The following is a 15,993-nucleotide window of genomic DNA, read 5'->3' as shown; positions in this document are numbered from 1 at the left end:
CCAGCCGCCAGCCTCCCGGCTCCACACCGGCGTCACCAACGTCAACGCCTCATACAGCTAGGGCAGCTCGAGTGCTTCGTGGCCGTGCGGCCCACCAGCCGCTACCAACGCCCCTGTGGGCCGAACCGGTGACCTCGTATCCACGCGTGCCCCGCTGTGCTCTGATGGGCACGAGGAAGGGGTGGTTTCCCGTGCGACGACTGATCATCTGCTGCGACGGCACCTGGTGCGACCCCGACGTGGAGTCCGTGACCAACGTCGGCCGGTTCTACAATGCACTGTCCGATCAGGACAGTTCCGGGCGGCGCCAGCTCGCCTGCTACCAGCCCGGCGTCGGCACCACCGGCGGGGTGCTGCGCCGCATGCTCGGCGGCGCAGTGGGCAGCGGGCTGTCCGACGACGTGATGGCCGCCTACCAGTGGCTCGCCACCACCTACTCCCCTGGCGACGCCGTCGCCTTGGTCGGCTTCAGCCGGGGCGCCTACACCGTCCGCAGCCTCGCCGGGCTCGTCGGCGCGTCGGGGCTGGTGGACCTGCGGGAGCGGCTCGCGGCGGAGGCCGGGAAGCTCGTCGCCCGCGCTTACCGCCACTACCGCGCCCGTGACGACTCCCCGGAGTGGCGCGAAGGGCTGGCGTTCCGCTACGACCCCCGCTCCGGTGGCGAGTTCCCCATCGACTTCCTCGGGGTGTGGGACACCGTCGGCTCGCTCGGCGTCCCCGGCTACTTCACCGGGCTCAACCTGCTCGACCCGCCCGATCGCTACCGGTTCCACGACATGAAGCTGAACCCGCGCATCAAACACGGGCGGCACGCACTCGCCCTCGACGAGCGTCGCCGTCCGTTCACCCCGACCCGTTGGGTGGCCCCGGAACCCGGCCAGGACATCGAGGAACGCTGGTTCCCCGGCAGCCACATGGACGTCGGCGGCGGGCACCGTGAGACCGCGCTGAGCGACCGCGGCCTGCAGTGGATGATCGGCGAGGCGGAGAAGCACGCCGGGCTCGGCTTCCACCGCGCGAGCGTGCAGGCGCTGTCCCCCGACCCGGCGGGACTGCTGCACAACGACGACCGCGGGGTGTTCGGGGTCCTGCCCACCGTGGTCGAGCCGCTGATGCAGCCCATACTGGAGGCCGCGCTGCAGTACCGGCCGCGGGCCGTGCCGCGCGTGACGGCCGAGGTCGCCGAGATCGATCCCTCCGCTGTCGAGCGGCGGCGCGCGCAACCCATTACGGGCGGCCGGTACCGGCCGACGCAGGTGCTCGCCCCCGGGGAAAGCGCGTCTGTGGGCGTGGCGGCCCACGAACTGTGGCACGACACCGGGCTGTACCTCGAACCCGGGCACTACCGCTTCTCGGCCTCCGGCCAGTGGTACGACGGCACGGGCTGGTCGGGTCCTGAGGGCCGGGCTGTCGCCGGGCTGCTGCGGCACGTGGTGGGCAGCGTGCTGGCGCTGGGCCTGCGGTGGTACCGGCGCCTCCCGGGACAGGACGTCGCGTACGCGCCGCTGGCGCCGCGCGAGGTGGACCTGCCGTGGATGTCGCTGGTGGGGTACGTGGCGAACGACGCCCACCCCTGCCCCGGCGCCCCGAACGGGCGCGAGCACCAGCGGATCGCGATCGGCGCGGGCGCCGGGTGCGAGGTGCGCAGCCCCGGGTACTGCTACGCGTTCGCCAACGACGCGTGGGGCCGCTACGGCACCAACCGCGGCACGGTGACGCTGACGGTGAGCCGGGACAGCTGAGTCAGGCGACCGCGACGCGGATGCCGAAGAAGTCCAGCATGTGCGGCAACGGCTCGTCCTCGGGCAGCCGCGGCGCGGTCACCGCCAGGGTGTGTTCCAGCGCGACGCGCAGGATCGCGGTGCCGGTCAGCTCGGCCAGCGAGATCCCGGGGCAGATCTGCGGCCCGCCGCCGAAGTGCACGAACGATGGCGACCTCGCCGCGTCCGGGGCGAAGGTGTCGGGGTGTTCCAGCCGGTCGGGATCGCGGTGCTGGTACGTACTGGCGATGAGCACCTGGGTGCCCGCGGGGACGAGCCCGCCGCCGGGCCACCGGATCTCGCGGCGGGTTTCCCTCGCCAGCAGGGTGGTCGTCGGCCACAGGCGCATGGTTTCGAGCAGGCACGCGGTGCGGTAGCGGTCGTCGGCGAGCGCGCGGCTCCGGTCGGCCGGCCGCTGCGCGACGACGGCGAGGGTGCGCAGGGTGTTGATGGCGAGGGTGTCGCCGAGGGCGAACAGCCAGTGGGTGAGCTGGCCGGTCGGGTCCGTCCAGCCGGTGGACGGGGTGTCGGTGAACCAGCCGGCGAGGCTGTCGCGGCCTGCGTTGCGGATGTACTCCCCCACGCGCTCGTGGAAGCCGGCGAGTTCGCGCGACGGCCGTCCCGGCAGGAGGTTCGCGCGGCTCATCATGCGTTCCAGCGTTTCGCTGAGCTCCTGGTCGTCCGCGGCGGTGTCCCCGAACAGGATCCGCCGGGCGATGCGCTGCACCGTGCCGTGCCAGGAACGCCAGCCCAGCACGGGTCCCGCGGCGACGAGGTCCTTCGTCTCCTGCTCGGCGCAGGCCGTGAAGTGCCCGGCCAGGCGGGGTAACCGCCCGAGCACCGTTTCGGTGAAGGTGCGGCGGTCACGCCACAGGTGACCGCGGGAGATCGTCAGGGCGGTGGGCTGGAAGTGGCTCATGCCGCGGCGTTTCGCCGGGGTGTCGGCCGCGTAGTCCTCGACCGGCCCGTTCAGCACCCGGTGTGTGTCGGCGGGGTCGAGCAGCAGGAGCCCGGCCCGCACCCGCACGGGACCACCGTCGTAGCGGCGCGAGAGCGTGGAGAGCACGCGCACCGCGGCGCGGTCGACGTCGGCCAGTGTGGCGAGCCGGACGGGTACCCGCCAGCGGTGGAACAGGCCCTGCACGAGGTTGGGCGCGAGCACGGTGGCGGTGACGGCGAGATCGTCGAGCGGCCGTGCGCGGGGAAATCGTGGGGTGCCGGCCATCGGAATCTCCTGATCCATTTTCCGGAACCGCGGGGAAATGCGCTCCCCAAAGTAACGCGGTGGCCGGACCGCCGCCAGGTCCTGGTGGAATTCGCTGTCTCGACGGGGCTTTGCTCCACTTGGGTATTCGGGTCACGATCCTGGACAGGCAGCGAGATCCGGTGCGAGTCTGGTTCTTCCGCGCGCCCGGGTTGCGGCCGGTGATTTGTTCGCGGACGAGCGTGGTCGAGCGTGGAAAACACTCGGAGGGGAATTTCCATGAACAATTCCGAACCCGCTGACCGGAGTTATCGCAGGGCGTTGCCGTGGCGGTTGTTCACTGCCGTGACCGGGCTGGTGGACCAGGTGGTCGGGTGGGACCGGCTGCCGGTGCCGCTGGGGTTGCTCGAGCTGATCGGGCTGCGGACAAAACTGCGGCAGGACAACCTGTACGACACCGGGCACCTGCCCGCCGTGGACCCGCCCGAGGCGCCTGCGTTCTCGCGTGACTACCTCACCGGGCGCACGGCGGACGGCAGCCACAACGACCTGGACCGCCCGGCCACGGGCATGGCGGGCACGCGGTTCGGGCGCAACATCCCGCTGGACCGGATCGCGGCCGCGACCGAGACCTCGGTGCTGTCGCCGAATCCGCGGGAGATCAGCCGTGCGCTGCTGACGCGGACCACGTTCGTGCCGGCCTCGTCGGTGAACTCGCTGGTCGCGGCGTGGCTGCAGTTCATGATCCGCGACTGGTTCAGCCACGGCAAGAGCCCCAAGGACAACCCGTGGGAGGTGCCGCTCGCGGCCGACGACCGGTGGCCGGAGCGGCCGATGCGGATCATGCGCACCCCCGACGACCCGACGCGGCCCGCGGGCGCGGACCAGCCGCAGACCAGGGTCAACGTGCTGACGCACTGGTGGGACGGTTCGCAGATCTACGGCGTGGACCGGCGGCAGCAGCAGTGGCTGCGCAGCGGTGAGGGCGGGAAGCTGCGGGTGCTCGACAACGGCCTGCTGCCGCTGCCGGACGACCCGGCCGACAACCCCGCGCTGGTGCCCGGGTTCTGGCTCGGTCCCGAGCTGCTGCGGACGCTGTTCACGCTGGAGCACAACGCGATCTGCGACCGGCTGCACGCCGACTACCCGTCGTGGCCCGACGAGGAGCTGTTCCAGCGGGCGCGGCTGGTGAACTCGGCGTTGCTGGCCAAGATCCACACCGTGGAGTGGACGCCCGCGGTGATCAGCCACCCGACGACGAAGGCGGCGCTGCGGGCCAACTGGTTCGGGCTGGCCGGGGAACGGGTGCAGCGGCTGTTCGGGCGGATCAGTGACAGCGAGGTGGTCAGCGGGATCCCGGGCGGTTCGACCGACGACTACGGGGTGCCGTTCTCGCTCACCGAGGAGTTCGTCGCGGTGTACCGGATGCACCCGCTGCTGCGGGACCACTGGGACTTCCGCTCGGTCGCCGACGACCAGACGGTGCTGGAGTGCGATTTCCCCGACCTGGCCGGGGAGAACGCGTTGAAGGTGCTCAACAGCGTGTCGCTGACCGACCTGCTGTACTCGTTCGGGACGCTGCCGCCGGGGCTGGTGACGTTGCACAACTTCCCGCGCCACCTGCAGGAGTTCCACCGCCCGGACGGGCACCTGCAGGACCTGGCGGCGACGGACGTGCTGCGCTCGCGTGAGCTGGGTGTGCCGCGGTACAACGAGTTCCGGCGGCTGCTGCACCTGCGGCCCGCGCGGGACTTCGACGAGCTGACCGGGAACCGGCAGTGGGCGGAGGAGATCAGCCGCTGCTACGGCGGGCGGATCGAGGACGTCGACCTGACGGTAGGCATGTTCGCCGAGCGCAAGCCGGCGGGGTTCGCCTTCAGCGACACCGCTTTCCGCGTGTTCATCCTGATGGCCTCGCGGCGGCTGAACAGCGACCGGTTCTTCACCGAGTACTACACGCCGGCCGTGTACTCGCAGACCGGGCTGGACTGGATCCGGGACAACTCGATGCTGAGCGTGCTGCTGCGGCACTACCCCGGGCTGCGGCCCGCCGTGGCCGAGGTGGACAACGCGTTCGCGGCGTGGCCGGTGCGGTCATGAAGGTCGTCGACGAGCAGGGTCTGCTGTCGGCCGCGGACGACGAGCTGATCCGGTTGTTCCGCGCCAGCCCGCCCGGCCGGGTGCCACTGGGCGCGATGGACGGCACGGCCGTGATCGGCGCCGGCACGGGACTGGCGAAGCCCGTCGCGACGCTGGCGCGGGCGCTGGCGTGGCGCGGCAAGGTGTTCGACGGCAGCGGGCAGTGGCTGAACAACCGGGTCGGCCCGCTGGGGCTGCGCGCGATCCGGGCGACCGTGGCGCCGGGGCGGAGCTGGCTGGACGGCGGCGCCTGCATGGTCATCGACTATTCGGAGTCGTCGCTGGTGGCGCGCGGGGTGCGGGACGAGATCCGGCTCGTCGCGCCGGGGCTGTACCTGGGCGTGGTGTGGCTGTGGCGGCGCCGGATGGCGTGGTTCGTGCTGCGGCGCCCGCCCACCGCGTCGGCCGGACCGGCCCCGCACCAGGTGGCGCTGACGATCCGGGCGCGGCTGCGGCGCGGTCGCGAGGCGGAGGTGCCGGGACTGCTGGAGCAGTTGCGCAAGAGCGTGGAACTCGACGGTGGCCCGTTCCGGGAGCTCGCGGGGGTGCACTTCGCGCGCGTGTTCCTGTTGCCCGCGGAGGACAACGGGCCGCCGACGCTGATGTACCTGGCCGAAGTGGACACTCCGGTCGGGGCGCACCTGCGGGATCTGGCGTCGGCGCCCAACGATTCGCTGCCGTCGCTGCTGGCGATGTGCGAGGACCACCCGGACAACGGCAGCGTGCAGGACCGGGTGCGCTGGCTGGCGCAGCGGCGCATCCCGGCGGCGTCGGCGTACGTGCACCACGTGGGACGGAGCCTTGCCCGGATCCAGGACGAAGCGCGGCTGCGGGAGCGGATCGAGGACTTCCTCGACGAGGGTGACTGGTCGGGTGCGGACGAGCGGGAGGTGCACCGCGCCGTGCGCGCCTTCGTGGCGGGGCGGCCGGAACTGTCGTGGGCGTTGCGCCCGCCGGAGGCGCCGTCGGCGGCGTTCCGGGCGCGCGAGGCGGTGCACCGGGTCGTCGTGCCCGCGGCCATGCCGTTGCTGCTGCCCGCGCTGCCGGTGTGGGCGCTGCTGATCCGGCGGCTGGAAGCGCGTGACACGCCGGAGACCGGCCGGGTGTCGCCGGAGCGGCTGGCGGAGTTGACGCAGCAGGAGGACCTGTCCACGCAGAACCCGTTCACGGCGGCGGGGACGGTGAAGCCGGGGCTGGTCAGGGCGGTCACGTTGCGGACCGTCCTGTTCGGACTGGACTACTTCAACCGGCACGTGTACGCGCGGGGCGGGCTGGCGGGTGTGCGGACGATCCACTTCGCGCGCTGGGTCTACGTCGACCGCGGGCGGCGGCTGGTGTTCGCGAGCAACTACGACGGCAGCCTGGAAAGCTACATGGACGAGTTCATCGACAAGCTCGCCCCTGGGCTCAACGCGGTGTTCTCCAACGGTGTCGGCTACCCCACGACGCGCTGGCTCGTGGGCGGCGGCGCGCGCGACGAGCAGGCGTTCAAGGACTACCTGCGGGCGCACCAGCTGCCGAGCGTGTGGTACTCGGCGTACCGGGACCTGTCCGCGCGCAACATCGACGACAACTCCAAGATCCGCGAGGGCCTGTCCCGTGACCTCGGCGCCGCCGAGGCGCGGTCGTGGCTCGCGTTGCTGTGAGGCGGTATGGACACCCTCGATCTCGACGACGTGCAGGGCCTGGTGGTCCGGGGTTACGGGCGGCTGAGGCACGCGGCGTTCCTGCTCTACGGCGTGGCGGACGCGGAGACCGCGCGGAACGCGCTGGGCCGGTGGGCGGGGCAGGTGACGAGCGGGGCGGTGGTCTCCCCCGAGTCGGCGGTCAACGTCGCGCTGACGGCGGCCGGCCTGCGGGCGCTGGCGGTGTCCGCCTCCATCGTCGCGTCGTTCTCCCCCGCGTTCGCGGAGGGCATGACGACCGAGCACCGGTCGCGGCTGCTCGGGGACGTTGGCGACGCTGATCCGCGGCGGTGGTCGTGGGGCGGGCCGGGCGGTGCGGAGGTGCACGTGCTCGTGCTGGTGTACGCCGCGACGGCGGATGCGTTGCGGAGGCGGGTGAACGCACTGGAGCGCGGGGCGGGTGGGCTGTCCCGGCTGGCGGTGCTGCCGACCGATCCGCTGACCGGGCGTGAACCGTTCGGGTTCCGCGACGGGCTGTCCCAGCCGCGGCTGGCCGGGGTGGTGGGCGGCGACGGCGGGATCGCGCCGGGAGAGTTCGTGCTCGGGTACCGCAACGCCTACGGCCGGTTCACCGAGCGTCCCGTGCTGCCCGCGAGCGTGGATCCGGACAACCTGCTGCCGCGGGACGAGGCCGGGTCGGGCGGAGCGGACCTGGGCCGCAACGGCAGTTACCTGGTGCTGCGGCAGCTGTCGCAGGACGTCGACGGGTTCTGGTCGTACGTGCGTGAGCACGGCGGCGACGGGGCCGAGGGGGCGCGGCGGCTCGCGGCGAAGATGATGGGCCGGTGGCCGAGCGGCGCGCCGGTGGTGCTCTCCCCCGAGCGGGACGACCCGGAGCTGGCCGGGCACGATTTTCGTTACCACGAAACGGATCCCGATGGACTGGCGTGTCCGCTCGGGGCGCACGTGCGGCGGGCCAACCCGCGGGACTCGCTGCCGCCGCGGCCGGGTTCGGCGGAGTCGATGACGATCAACGACCGGCACCGGTTGCTGCGCCGCGGCCGCAGCTACACCAGGCGGCAGCGCGGCGGTGACACCGAGCGCGGGCTGTACTTCCTGTGCCTCAACGCGAACCTGGCGCGGCAGTACGAGTTCGTGCAGCACAGCTGGCTCAACGACCCGACGTTCGACGGCCTGCGGGACGACCCGGACCCGCTGGTGGCGCCGCGGGTGCGGGAGGACGCGGTGTTCACCGAGCAGGCCCGCCCCGTGCGGGTGCGGCACCGCGCCCTGCCGGAGTTCGTGCGGGTGCGGGGCGGGGCGTACTTCTTCCTGCCGGGGATCGCGGCGCTGCGCTACCTGGCGACGGTGACGGCGTGAACCTCCGGAAGCAGGTCAACGACGCGGTGTTGCGGCTGGTCGCGCTGGAACGGCGGATCGACCCGTACGTGCGGCCCGCGTTCGACGCGGTGGTGCGCCCGCCGGTGCAGGGCCTCGTGCAGGCGCTGGTGCGGCGGTGGACGTTGCCGGTGTCCGGGGTGAAGGCCGAGGAGCTGTCGATCCCCGGTGAGGACGCGGCGCGCGCGGAGATCGTGGAGCTGATGAGCCGGTTCGTGCTGCGCGAGTACGCGCCGGGGCAGGCGCAGCGGGCGGGCAACACCAAGACCTACGGGGTGGTGCGCGCGTCGCTGGAGGTCCTGGACGATCTGCCGTTCCCGGTGCGGCACGGGTTGTTCGCGCGGCCGGCGACGTACGCGGCGTGGGTGCGGTTCGCCGGGCCGGGGCCGTTGTCGCCGCCGGACCTGGAGGACAACGGGATCCTGAGCATCGGGGTGAAGGTCGTCGGCGTGCCGGGGCCGAAGCTGCTGGACGACGAGCGGCACACGCAGGACTTCACCGGGATCAGCGCGCCGACGTTCACCACGCCCGACGTGGTGGCGAACGTCAAGCTGCAGCGGCACATCGGGAACGGCACTCCCCTGTGGTACTTCCTGGACCCGCGCGACGGCCACCTGGCGGACCTGGTGATGCAGGGCCTGTACGCGCGGACGCACACCAGCCCGCTGGAAACCGCTTACTGGAGCTGCGCGGCGTACCTGCTGGGGCCGGGGCAGGCGATGCAGTACCGGTTCGTGCCGCGCGCGGCGGGGCGGACGCGGGTGCCGTGGAACCCGCCGGACGACTACCTCGCGCAGGCGCTGGCGCGGACGTTGAGCACGCGGGAGGCGGAGTTCGACGTGCTGGTGCAGGTGCAGAACGACCCGCTGCGGATGCCGGTCGAGCACGCGTCGGTGATCTGGCCGGAACGCGTGTCGCCGCCGGTGCGGGTGGGCGTGCTGCGGCTGCCGGTGCAGGAGCTGGACCCGGCGGAGCAGCGTGCGCGCGCGGACAGCCTGTCGATCAACCCGTGGCACGCGCTGCCCGAGCACCGGCCGCTGGGCAACCAGAACCGAGCGCGGCGGGAGATCTACCGGGAGCTGTCGGGGTTGCGGCAGGACATGAACGACGTCCCGCACGTCGAGCCGGGGCCCGACCGGTTCTTCCCGGTGCGGGAGCGGCAGCCGGTGCGGCGCTGACGGGTCAGGGCCTGGTGCCGCGCACGACGGTCGCGCCGCTGTCGTCGTCGGAGAACACGGACGGTGTGAGCCCGGCCGCGGTGAACACCGCGCTGGCGACCGGTGCCTGGCCTTCGCTTGTCTCCACGTAGAGGTGGCCGCCGGGGGCGAGCCATTCCGGTGCTCCGGCGGCGACGCGGCGCAGCACGGCCAGCCCGTCGCTCCCGCCGTCGAGTGCGACGCGCGGTTCGTGCTCACGTGCCTCCGGTGGCATGTCCGTGATGGCGTCCGTCGGGACGTAGGGGACGTTGGACAGCAGCACGTCCACCCGGCCGCGCAGATCCGCGGGCAGCGGGGTGAACAGGTCGCCTTCGAAGACGTGCCCCGGGACGTTGCCGCGGGCGCAGCGGACGGCGGCCGGGTCGAGGTCGGTGGCGTAGAGGGCGGTGACGGGTGCGGCGGCCGCGAAGGCCGCGCCGAGCGCGCCGGATCCGCAGCACAGGTCGACCACCACCGGTTCCGGCGGGGCCGCGGCGAGTGCCTGCTCGACGAGGAACGCGGTCCGCTGCCGGGGCACGAACACGCCCGGCTCGACGGCGATGCGCAGCTCGCGGAACTCCGCCCAGCCGAGGAGGTGTTCGAGCGGCTCCCCCGCCACCCGGCGTGCCACGAGCGCGGCCAGCTCCGCCGGGTCGGCGGTGGCCTCGACGAGCAGCCGCGCCTCGTCCTCGGCGAACACGCAGCCGGCGGCCCGCAGCCTGGTGACGAGGTCAGTGGTGGGAAGCACGGCCCACCTTAGCCCGGGGCGGCGACGGCCTTGGTGCCCGGGAGTCCTCAGACGTCTGCGTGATCTCTGGTAGCGTCCTCCGCCGTGGTGACGCTGAAACACGGACCCGTCGTGCCGCAGGTGGAGACCCTGCTGCGCGAGCGGCTCCGCGAGGGGCACTGGAAACCCGGGGAACGCCTGCCCAACGAGGTCCGCCTCGCCGCCGAGCTCGGCGTCGGGCGCTCGTCGGTGCGTGAGGCGGTCCGGCTGCTCGCACGGGACGGGCTGCTCGACGTCCGGCACGGCTCCGGCACGTACGTCACCGACGCCCCGGCCGGCTCCCCCGACGTCGGCGTGCTGGTCCGGCGCGCCCACCTGCTCGAGGTGTACGAGGTCCGCCGCGCGCTGGAGGTCGAAGCGGCGCGGCTGGCCGCCCAGCGGGTGCGGCCGGAGGACATCGACCGCCTGCGGGCGGGCCTGCGCAGGCGCCAGGAGCTGCTGGACGCCGACCCCGCCGAGTTCGTCGCCGCGGACCTGGAGTTCCACCGCGCCGTCGTCGAACTCGCGGGCAACGGGCTGCTGCGGGACCTGTTCGCCGCCGCCCTGCCGGTGCTGCACGACGCGATCGTCGAGATGTTCCGGCACGAGCCCCGGCTGCCCGACGTCTCGGCCGCCCACGCGGACCTGCTCGACGCGCTCGAGCGCGGGGACGCCGACGCCGCGGCCGCCGCGACCGTCGCCCACCTGCAGACCATCGTCTCCCGGATCCGGTCGGCGGTGGCGGACTCGTGACCGCGGTACTGGCCGTCGACGAGGTGGACCTCGTCCGCGACGGGAACTACCTGCTCAGCTCCGTCTCGCTGACCGTCCGGGAAGGCGAGCACTGGGCGCTGCTGGGCGGCAACGGCGCGGGCAAGAGCACGCTGCTGAGCCTGCTCGGCGCCCGCGCGCACCCCACCCGGGGCACCGTCGAGGTGCTGGGCCACCGCCTCGGCCGGGTGGACATGCGCAGCCTGCGCGCCGAGATCGGGCACATCGACCCCCGGCACCCGCTGCGGACGCCGCTGCGCGTGCGCGAGGTGGTGCTGACGGGGCTGACCAACACCACCGAGCTGGTGCCCCGCTGGCGGCCCACCGCCGAACAGGTCGCCCAGGCCGACGAGCTGATCGCCATGCTGGGCCTGAGCACCCGGCGCGACGCGCTGTGGCCGGTGCTGTCGCAGGGCGAGCGCGGCCGCGCACTCATCGCACGGGCGCTGATGCCGCGCCCCCGGCTGCTGCTGCTCGACGAACCCGCGACCGGCCTCGACCTCGCCGCCCGCGAGCAGTTGCTGACCAGCCTGGACGCGCTGCGGCGCCGTCACCCCCGGCTGGCGACCGTGCTCGTCACGCACCACCTGGAGGAGCTGCCCGGCAGCACCACCCACGCGCTGCTGCTGCGCGAGGGCCGGGCGCTCGCGGTCGGGCCGGTCGACGAGGTGCTGACCAGCGACCTGGTGACCAAGTGCTTCGACCACCCCGTGCGGATCACCCGCGAGGACGGCCGGTGGGCGGCGCGGGCCGACCGCTGAGCAGGATCGCCAGCAGCTCGTCCGGGGCGTCCCGCATGAGGTTGTGCTTGCTGTCCAGCTCGTGGACCGTCCACCTGGGATCGTCGCGCAGCCGCTCCCACGTGGCCCGGAAGGGGGACTCGCCGTCCCAGATCCGGGCGTAGACGTAGTCGCGGCGGATGTCGGCCGGCTCGCGGGCGAGGCGGATGCGCTGCAGGAACGTGGCCAGCGGGTGCGGTGTCGCGCGCGGGTCGAAGAACGGCAGCGGCTTGACGCCGTACCCGGTCTCCCCCACGTCCAGGTACCACTCCCGCTGCGCGTCGTTGGTCAGCGTCCAGCAGGATTCGCCGTCGCGCGGCACGAAGGCGTCGAGGTAGACCAGCGAGCCGACCCGCTCGGGTGCGCGGTCGGCGACGCCGGTGATGACCACGCCGCCGTAGCTGTGCCCGACGAGCACGGCGTCGGTGATCTGCTCGTACTCCAGCACGTCGAGCACGTCCTGGATGTGCGTGTCGAGGTTGACCGCCCCGGTCAGCTCCGCGGCGCGCTCCGCCAGTCCGGTCAGGGTCAGCGGGAACGCGCGGTGCCCGGCACGGCGGAGGTCCTCGGCGAGGGGCTGGAAGCACCAGGCGCCGTGGCAGGCGCCGGGCACGAGGACGAAGGTGGTCTGTTCCGCGTTCATGTCCCCAGCTTCGGGCGGAGCGAGCCAGAAGTCCAAGAGCTGGTTCTGCTGGCTGCGAGAAGCGATGGTTATACCTAGACTCGGCCGTTGTGGAACTGCGGCAGCTGGAGTACTTCGTGACCGTCGCCGAGGAACGCAACTTCACGCGCGCCGCGGAGAAGCTGCACGTCGCGCAGCCGGGCGTGAGTGCGCAGATCCGGCGGCTGGAGCGGGAACTCGGCCAGGAGCTGCTGGACCGCTCCGGCCGGGCGGTGCGCCTCACCGAGGCCGGGGCCGCGGTCCTGCCCTACGCCCGCGCGGCCCTCGCCGCGGTCGACGGGGCGCGGCACGCGGTCGACGAGCTGGCCGGCCTGCTGCGCGGGCGCGTCGCGCTGGGCATGGTGACGTCGCACAACGTCGACCTGCCGGGATTGCTGGCCGCGTTCCACCGCGACCACCCGGGCGTCGAGGTGACGCTCACCGAGGCCGGCTCGGCAGAGCTGGTCGAATCGCTGCGCCGCGGCACCCTCGACGCGGCGATCGTGTCGCTCGGGCCCGAGCCACCGCCGGACCTGGCATACGCCGTGGTGACCGACGAAGCGATCACGGCCGCGGTCGCGGTGGACGACCCGTTGGCGGCGCGGTCGGAGATCCCGCTCGCCGCACTGCGGGACCGCCCGTTGATCAGCCTGCCCCCGGGCACCGGCATCCGCTCGCACCTCGACACCGCCTGCGCCCGTGCCGGTTTCGCCCCACGGATCGCGTGTGAGGCCAGCGATCCGTCGATGCTGGCCCAGTTCGCGACGCGGGGCCTCGGCGTGGCGATCCTGCCGGACTCGCTGGCCCGCTCCTGGCCGGGACTGCACCCGCTCACCGTCGTCGACCCGCCGCTGCGGGGCCGGCTGGTCTTCGCCTGGCGGGCGGCGGGACCGCCGGGCCCGGCCGCGAGGGTGCTGATCGACCGTGCCCGCCACTTGCTGGGCGGCTAGGAGTCTCACGCACCACCACGGCTCGCCTTCGCTCGCCGAGACGGTCGATTCGCCGGGGTGTCCCTGCTGCGCGTCCTCGGCTGGCTCTCCCGCTTCGCGCCTTCGGCTGCCCCTGTCGCCGCTTCACCGGGCTGGTCTTGCCGGGGCCTCGACCGCCTCCACGCCCGGCTGTCCCGCTTCCCGCCTTCGGCTGCCTCCGTCGCCGGTTCACCCGGCTATTCCTGCGGATTCTCGACCGTCACCGCGGGCCGCTCTCCCACTTACCGCCTTCGGCTACTTCCGTGGCCGGTTCACGGGCTGTTCCTGCGGGATCCTCGACTGTCACCGCGACCGTCACTCCCGCTTCCTGCCCTCGGCTGCCCCTGTCGCCGCTTCGCCGGGCTGGCCCTGCCCGGCCCTCGACCGCCTCCGCGACCGGCTTCCCAGGCTGCTCCTACCCCGCGCCTTCGACCTTCCCGGCGGTCGACTCCCCGGCCTGCCCCTGCTTCCCACCCTCGGCGGTCGGCTCACCGGGCTGCTCCTCCGCCGGGGGTGCGGCGGGGCGGGCGGCCAGCGCCGCCCGCATCTCGGCGAGTTCGGCCCGCGCGTCCGCCAGGCCGCTCGCCAGCGTCTCTGCGCGGGCTTCGGCGACGCGCCGTGCGGTCCGCTCCTCCGCCAACAGGTCCAGCACCTCCTGTCGTTGCGCCCGCTGGGTCTCCGCCTCCGCGCGGACACGCGTTGTCTCCTCGCGGGCGTGGTCGACGGAGCGTTCGGCCGCGGCCAACTGCGCGCGGGCGGCAGCGAGTCGTTCGGACAGCACGGTCAGCTCCGTCGTGCTCTGCCGTAGCTCCTCGCGGAGCTGGTCGACTTCCTGCCGCGCCGCGGCGCGTTCGGCGTTGAGCTGGTCGCGGCGCGCGTGCTCGGCACGGAGTTCTTCGGCAAGTTCGTCGCGTGCCTTCTCCGCCGCGAGGCGGGCGGCTTCGGCGGCACCTTTCGCGCGCTCGTGCTCCGCGACTTTCGCCCAGGCTTCGCGCTTCTCCCGCTCAGCCTCCGCAGCCGCACGCTCGGCCAGCTTCTCCGCCTCGGCACGGGCCGACCGGTCCTCGCGCGCCTGAACCAGGGCCTGGTCCCGCGCCCGCTCGGCCTGGTCCGCCCGCCGCAGCGCGTCCTCGGCCTCGGCGCGGGCAGCCCGTGCCTCTTCCTCCGCCTGCCGCACCTGGGCGAGCGCCCCCTGCTCAGCCTCGTCCAGCCGCGCCCGCAGTTCGGCGATCGAGTCCAGCAGCGGCTGCGCCAACGGCCCGAACGCCTCGGTCACCCGCCGCATCTCCACGAGGGGATCCACGATCGCCGAGGTCTGCGCAGCTCGTCGCGCGCGGGAGGCGGCGTCGGCGTGTCCCTTGCAGCAGTAGGACGACGGCCGCCCGCCCTTCCGCCGCCCGTGCTCGTCCACCGCCGGGGGCGGCAGCGGGTTGTCACAGCCCTCCAGAGCGCAGATCTGGCCCTCGACCAGCCCGTTTTCCATGGCTCTAGTTTCGCGTACGCGATAGCTAAACCGGTAGCGCGACACGCGAAACTGCTCAACATTTCCGATATCTCGCTCCGTGATAATCACAGTTATGACGGAGCTTGCGCCCTGGGGTGGTTCCCGCGGCGATCTGGAGGACCTCGCGGAGGCGGTGTCGCTGCTGCCCGCGCTGCCACCCGCCGACCCCGGGGATCGGTACGCGATTCGTCACGTGACGGTGCTGTGGCTGAAGGCTGACAAGAGCGAGCACACGCAACGCGCCTACTACGCAGACCTCGCGGCCTGGCTGTCCTGGTGCCAGCGGACGGGGCTCGACCCGTTGAAGGCCCGGCGGGCGGACGTGGACGCGTGGAAGACGACGCTCACCGTCACCGGCCGGGACGGTGTTCCGCGCCCGGCCGCACCGTCGACGGTGGCGCGGACGCTGGCGGGCGTGTCGAGCTGGTACCGCTACCTGCAGTCCAACGACGTCACCGAACGCAACCCCGTCGCGGCCGCGGGGCGCCCCAAACGCGACCGCACCTCTCCCCTGCCGGCCCTCGACGAGAAGGCGACCGCGGCGTTGCTGGACCACGCCGAACGCCGCGCCCACTCAGAAGCGTCCTGGCGGGACGCGGCCCTGGTGGCGTTGCTGTTCTACACCGGGCTCCGCGTCTCCGGGATCACTGGCGCGCACGTCTCCGACCTGGCGATCGACGCCGGGCACACCATCCTGCGCTACACGGGCAAGGGCGGCCGCCGCGACTTCGTGCCCCTGGTCGCGCCCGCGCTCCGCCCGCTGCGGCGGTACCTGGAACTGCGTGCCGAACGCGAGCACCGCCGCCTGGACGACCTGACCGGTCCGCTGCTGGCCACCACCCCGCACCCGCACGACCGGAGCAAGCCCGGCGGCAAGCCGCTGCGGCAGCGCGACGTGTGGCAGACCCTGCGGCGGCTCGCCGCCGAGGCGGGCATCCCCGGTGCGGCGAGCATCAGCCCGCACACCGCCCGCCGCACCACCGGCACCCTGCTGCTCGCGCACGACGTGCCGGTGCAGAAGGTGCAGGACCTGCTGGGCCACGCCGACATCCGCACGACCCGCGACCACTACGACGCGCACCGCCACAAGCTCGACAGCTCGCCGGTGCACACGCTGGCGCAGATCCTCGCCGAACGCCGTGGCGGGGAGTGACTGAACCGGATCAGGCGACGAGAGGACCTGCCGAGTCCCGCGAACAGGCCTAGACTGCCACGCAACGGT

At 73.1% G+C, this 15,993-nt stretch carries 13 protein-coding genes; 9 read left to right on the top strand and 4 right to left on the bottom strand.

What is annotated here, in order from left to right:
* Positions 1-191 precede the first annotated feature (191 nt).
* Positions 192-1,742 carry a DUF2235 domain-containing protein gene (locus tag ABFX51_RS21915; protein ID WP_346054779.1) on the top strand — a complete coding sequence of 517 codons (1,551 nt, stop codon included), beginning with the start codon at positions 192-194 and terminating at the stop codon, positions 1,740-1,742.
* A 1-nt stretch (position 1,743) separates the two neighbouring features.
* Here the strand turns inward: ABFX51_RS21915 and ABFX51_RS21910 are convergent, their stop codons facing one another.
* A complete protein-coding gene (locus ABFX51_RS21910; protein ID WP_346054778.1) occupies positions 1,744-2,985 on the bottom strand; it encodes a cytochrome P450 in 1,242 nt (413 codons plus the stop codon).
* 258 nt (positions 2,986-3,243) lie between these two features.
* On the opposite strand from ABFX51_RS21910, the gene ABFX51_RS21905 reads away from it, so the two are divergent.
* From ABFX51_RS21905 to ABFX51_RS21890, 4 genes are read left to right on the top strand one after another with little or no spacing between them, the layout of a single operon-like run.
* A complete protein-coding gene (locus ABFX51_RS21905) occupies positions 3,244-5,064 on the top strand; it encodes a peroxidase family protein (RefSeq protein ID WP_346054776.1) in 1,821 nt (606 codons plus the stop codon).
* Positions 5,061-6,749: a hypothetical protein gene (locus ABFX51_RS21900; RefSeq protein WP_346054774.1), complete on the top strand. Its 1,689-nt coding sequence runs from the start codon at positions 5,061-5,063 to the stop codon at positions 6,747-6,749. Before ABFX51_RS21905 ends, ABFX51_RS21900 begins: the two co-directional genes overlap by 4 nt.
* Before the next feature lie 6 nt (positions 6,750-6,755).
* Positions 6,756-8,108, top strand: a complete 1,353-nt coding sequence (locus tag ABFX51_RS21895) for a Dyp-type peroxidase (RefSeq protein ID WP_346054773.1) — start codon at positions 6,756-6,758, stop codon at positions 8,106-8,108.
* Positions 8,105-9,304 (top strand): catalase family protein, encoded by a 1,200-nt coding sequence (locus tag ABFX51_RS21890; protein WP_346054772.1) that lies wholly within the window; start codon positions 8,105-8,107, stop codon positions 9,302-9,304. Before ABFX51_RS21895 ends, ABFX51_RS21890 begins: the two co-directional genes overlap by 4 nt.
* Before the next feature lie 4 nt (positions 9,305-9,308).
* Here ABFX51_RS21890 and ABFX51_RS21885 read toward each other — a convergent pair whose 3' ends face one another.
* Positions 9,309-10,070, bottom strand: a complete 762-nt coding sequence (locus ABFX51_RS21885) for a putative protein N(5)-glutamine methyltransferase (RefSeq protein ID WP_346054771.1) — start codon at positions 10,068-10,070, stop codon at positions 9,309-9,311.
* Positions 10,071-10,154: 84 nt separating this feature from the next.
* Here ABFX51_RS21885 and ABFX51_RS21880 point away from each other — a divergent pair, with 84 nt between their 5' ends.
* Positions 10,155-10,841 carry a FadR/GntR family transcriptional regulator gene (locus tag ABFX51_RS21880; protein ID WP_091504065.1) on the top strand — a complete coding sequence of 229 codons (687 nt, stop codon included), beginning with the start codon at positions 10,155-10,157 and terminating at the stop codon, positions 10,839-10,841.
* The gene (locus ABFX51_RS21875) at positions 10,838-11,620 is read left to right on the top strand and encodes an ABC transporter ATP-binding protein (protein WP_091504064.1); all 783 of its coding nucleotides are present in this window, start codon (positions 10,838-10,840) and stop codon (positions 11,618-11,620) included. The genes ABFX51_RS21880 and ABFX51_RS21875 overlap by 4 nt, the downstream gene beginning before the upstream one ends.
* Here the strand turns inward: ABFX51_RS21875 and ABFX51_RS21870 are convergent.
* Positions 11,577-12,281, bottom strand: coding sequence for an alpha/beta fold hydrolase (locus ABFX51_RS21870; RefSeq protein ID WP_091504063.1), 705 nt, complete (start codon positions 12,279-12,281; stop codon positions 11,577-11,579). The two genes, ABFX51_RS21875 and ABFX51_RS21870, sit on opposite strands and share 44 nt — an antisense overlap.
* Positions 12,282-12,370: 89 nt before the next feature.
* Here ABFX51_RS21870 and ABFX51_RS21865 point away from each other — a divergent pair, with 89 nt between their 5' ends.
* On the top strand, positions 12,371-13,249 hold the full coding sequence (locus ABFX51_RS21865; RefSeq protein ID WP_346054770.1) for a LysR family transcriptional regulator: 879 nt from the start codon (positions 12,371-12,373) through the stop codon (positions 13,247-13,249).
* A gap of 433 nt (positions 13,250-13,682) precedes the next feature.
* Here ABFX51_RS21865 and ABFX51_RS21860 read toward each other — a convergent pair whose 3' ends face one another.
* Positions 13,683-14,750 (bottom strand): coiled-coil domain-containing protein, encoded by a 1,068-nt coding sequence (locus ABFX51_RS21860; protein ID WP_346054769.1) that lies wholly within the window; start codon positions 14,748-14,750, stop codon positions 13,683-13,685.
* 94 nt (positions 14,751-14,844) lie between these two features.
* On the opposite strand from ABFX51_RS21860, the gene ABFX51_RS21855 reads away from it, so the two are divergent.
* Positions 14,845-15,924 carry a tyrosine-type recombinase/integrase gene (locus ABFX51_RS21855; RefSeq protein ID WP_346054768.1) on the top strand — a complete coding sequence of 360 codons (1,080 nt, stop codon included), beginning with the start codon at positions 14,845-14,847 and terminating at the stop codon, positions 15,922-15,924.
* Positions 15,925-15,993 lie beyond the last annotated feature (69 nt).

Source organism: Amycolatopsis dongchuanensis, assembly GCF_039542405.1.
GTDB lineage: Bacteria > Actinomycetota > Actinomycetes > Mycobacteriales > Pseudonocardiaceae > Amycolatopsis_E > Amycolatopsis_E sacchari.
The sequence above is the reverse complement of the archived record's forward strand: the minus strand, read 5'-3'. Positions and strand labels throughout refer to the sequence as shown.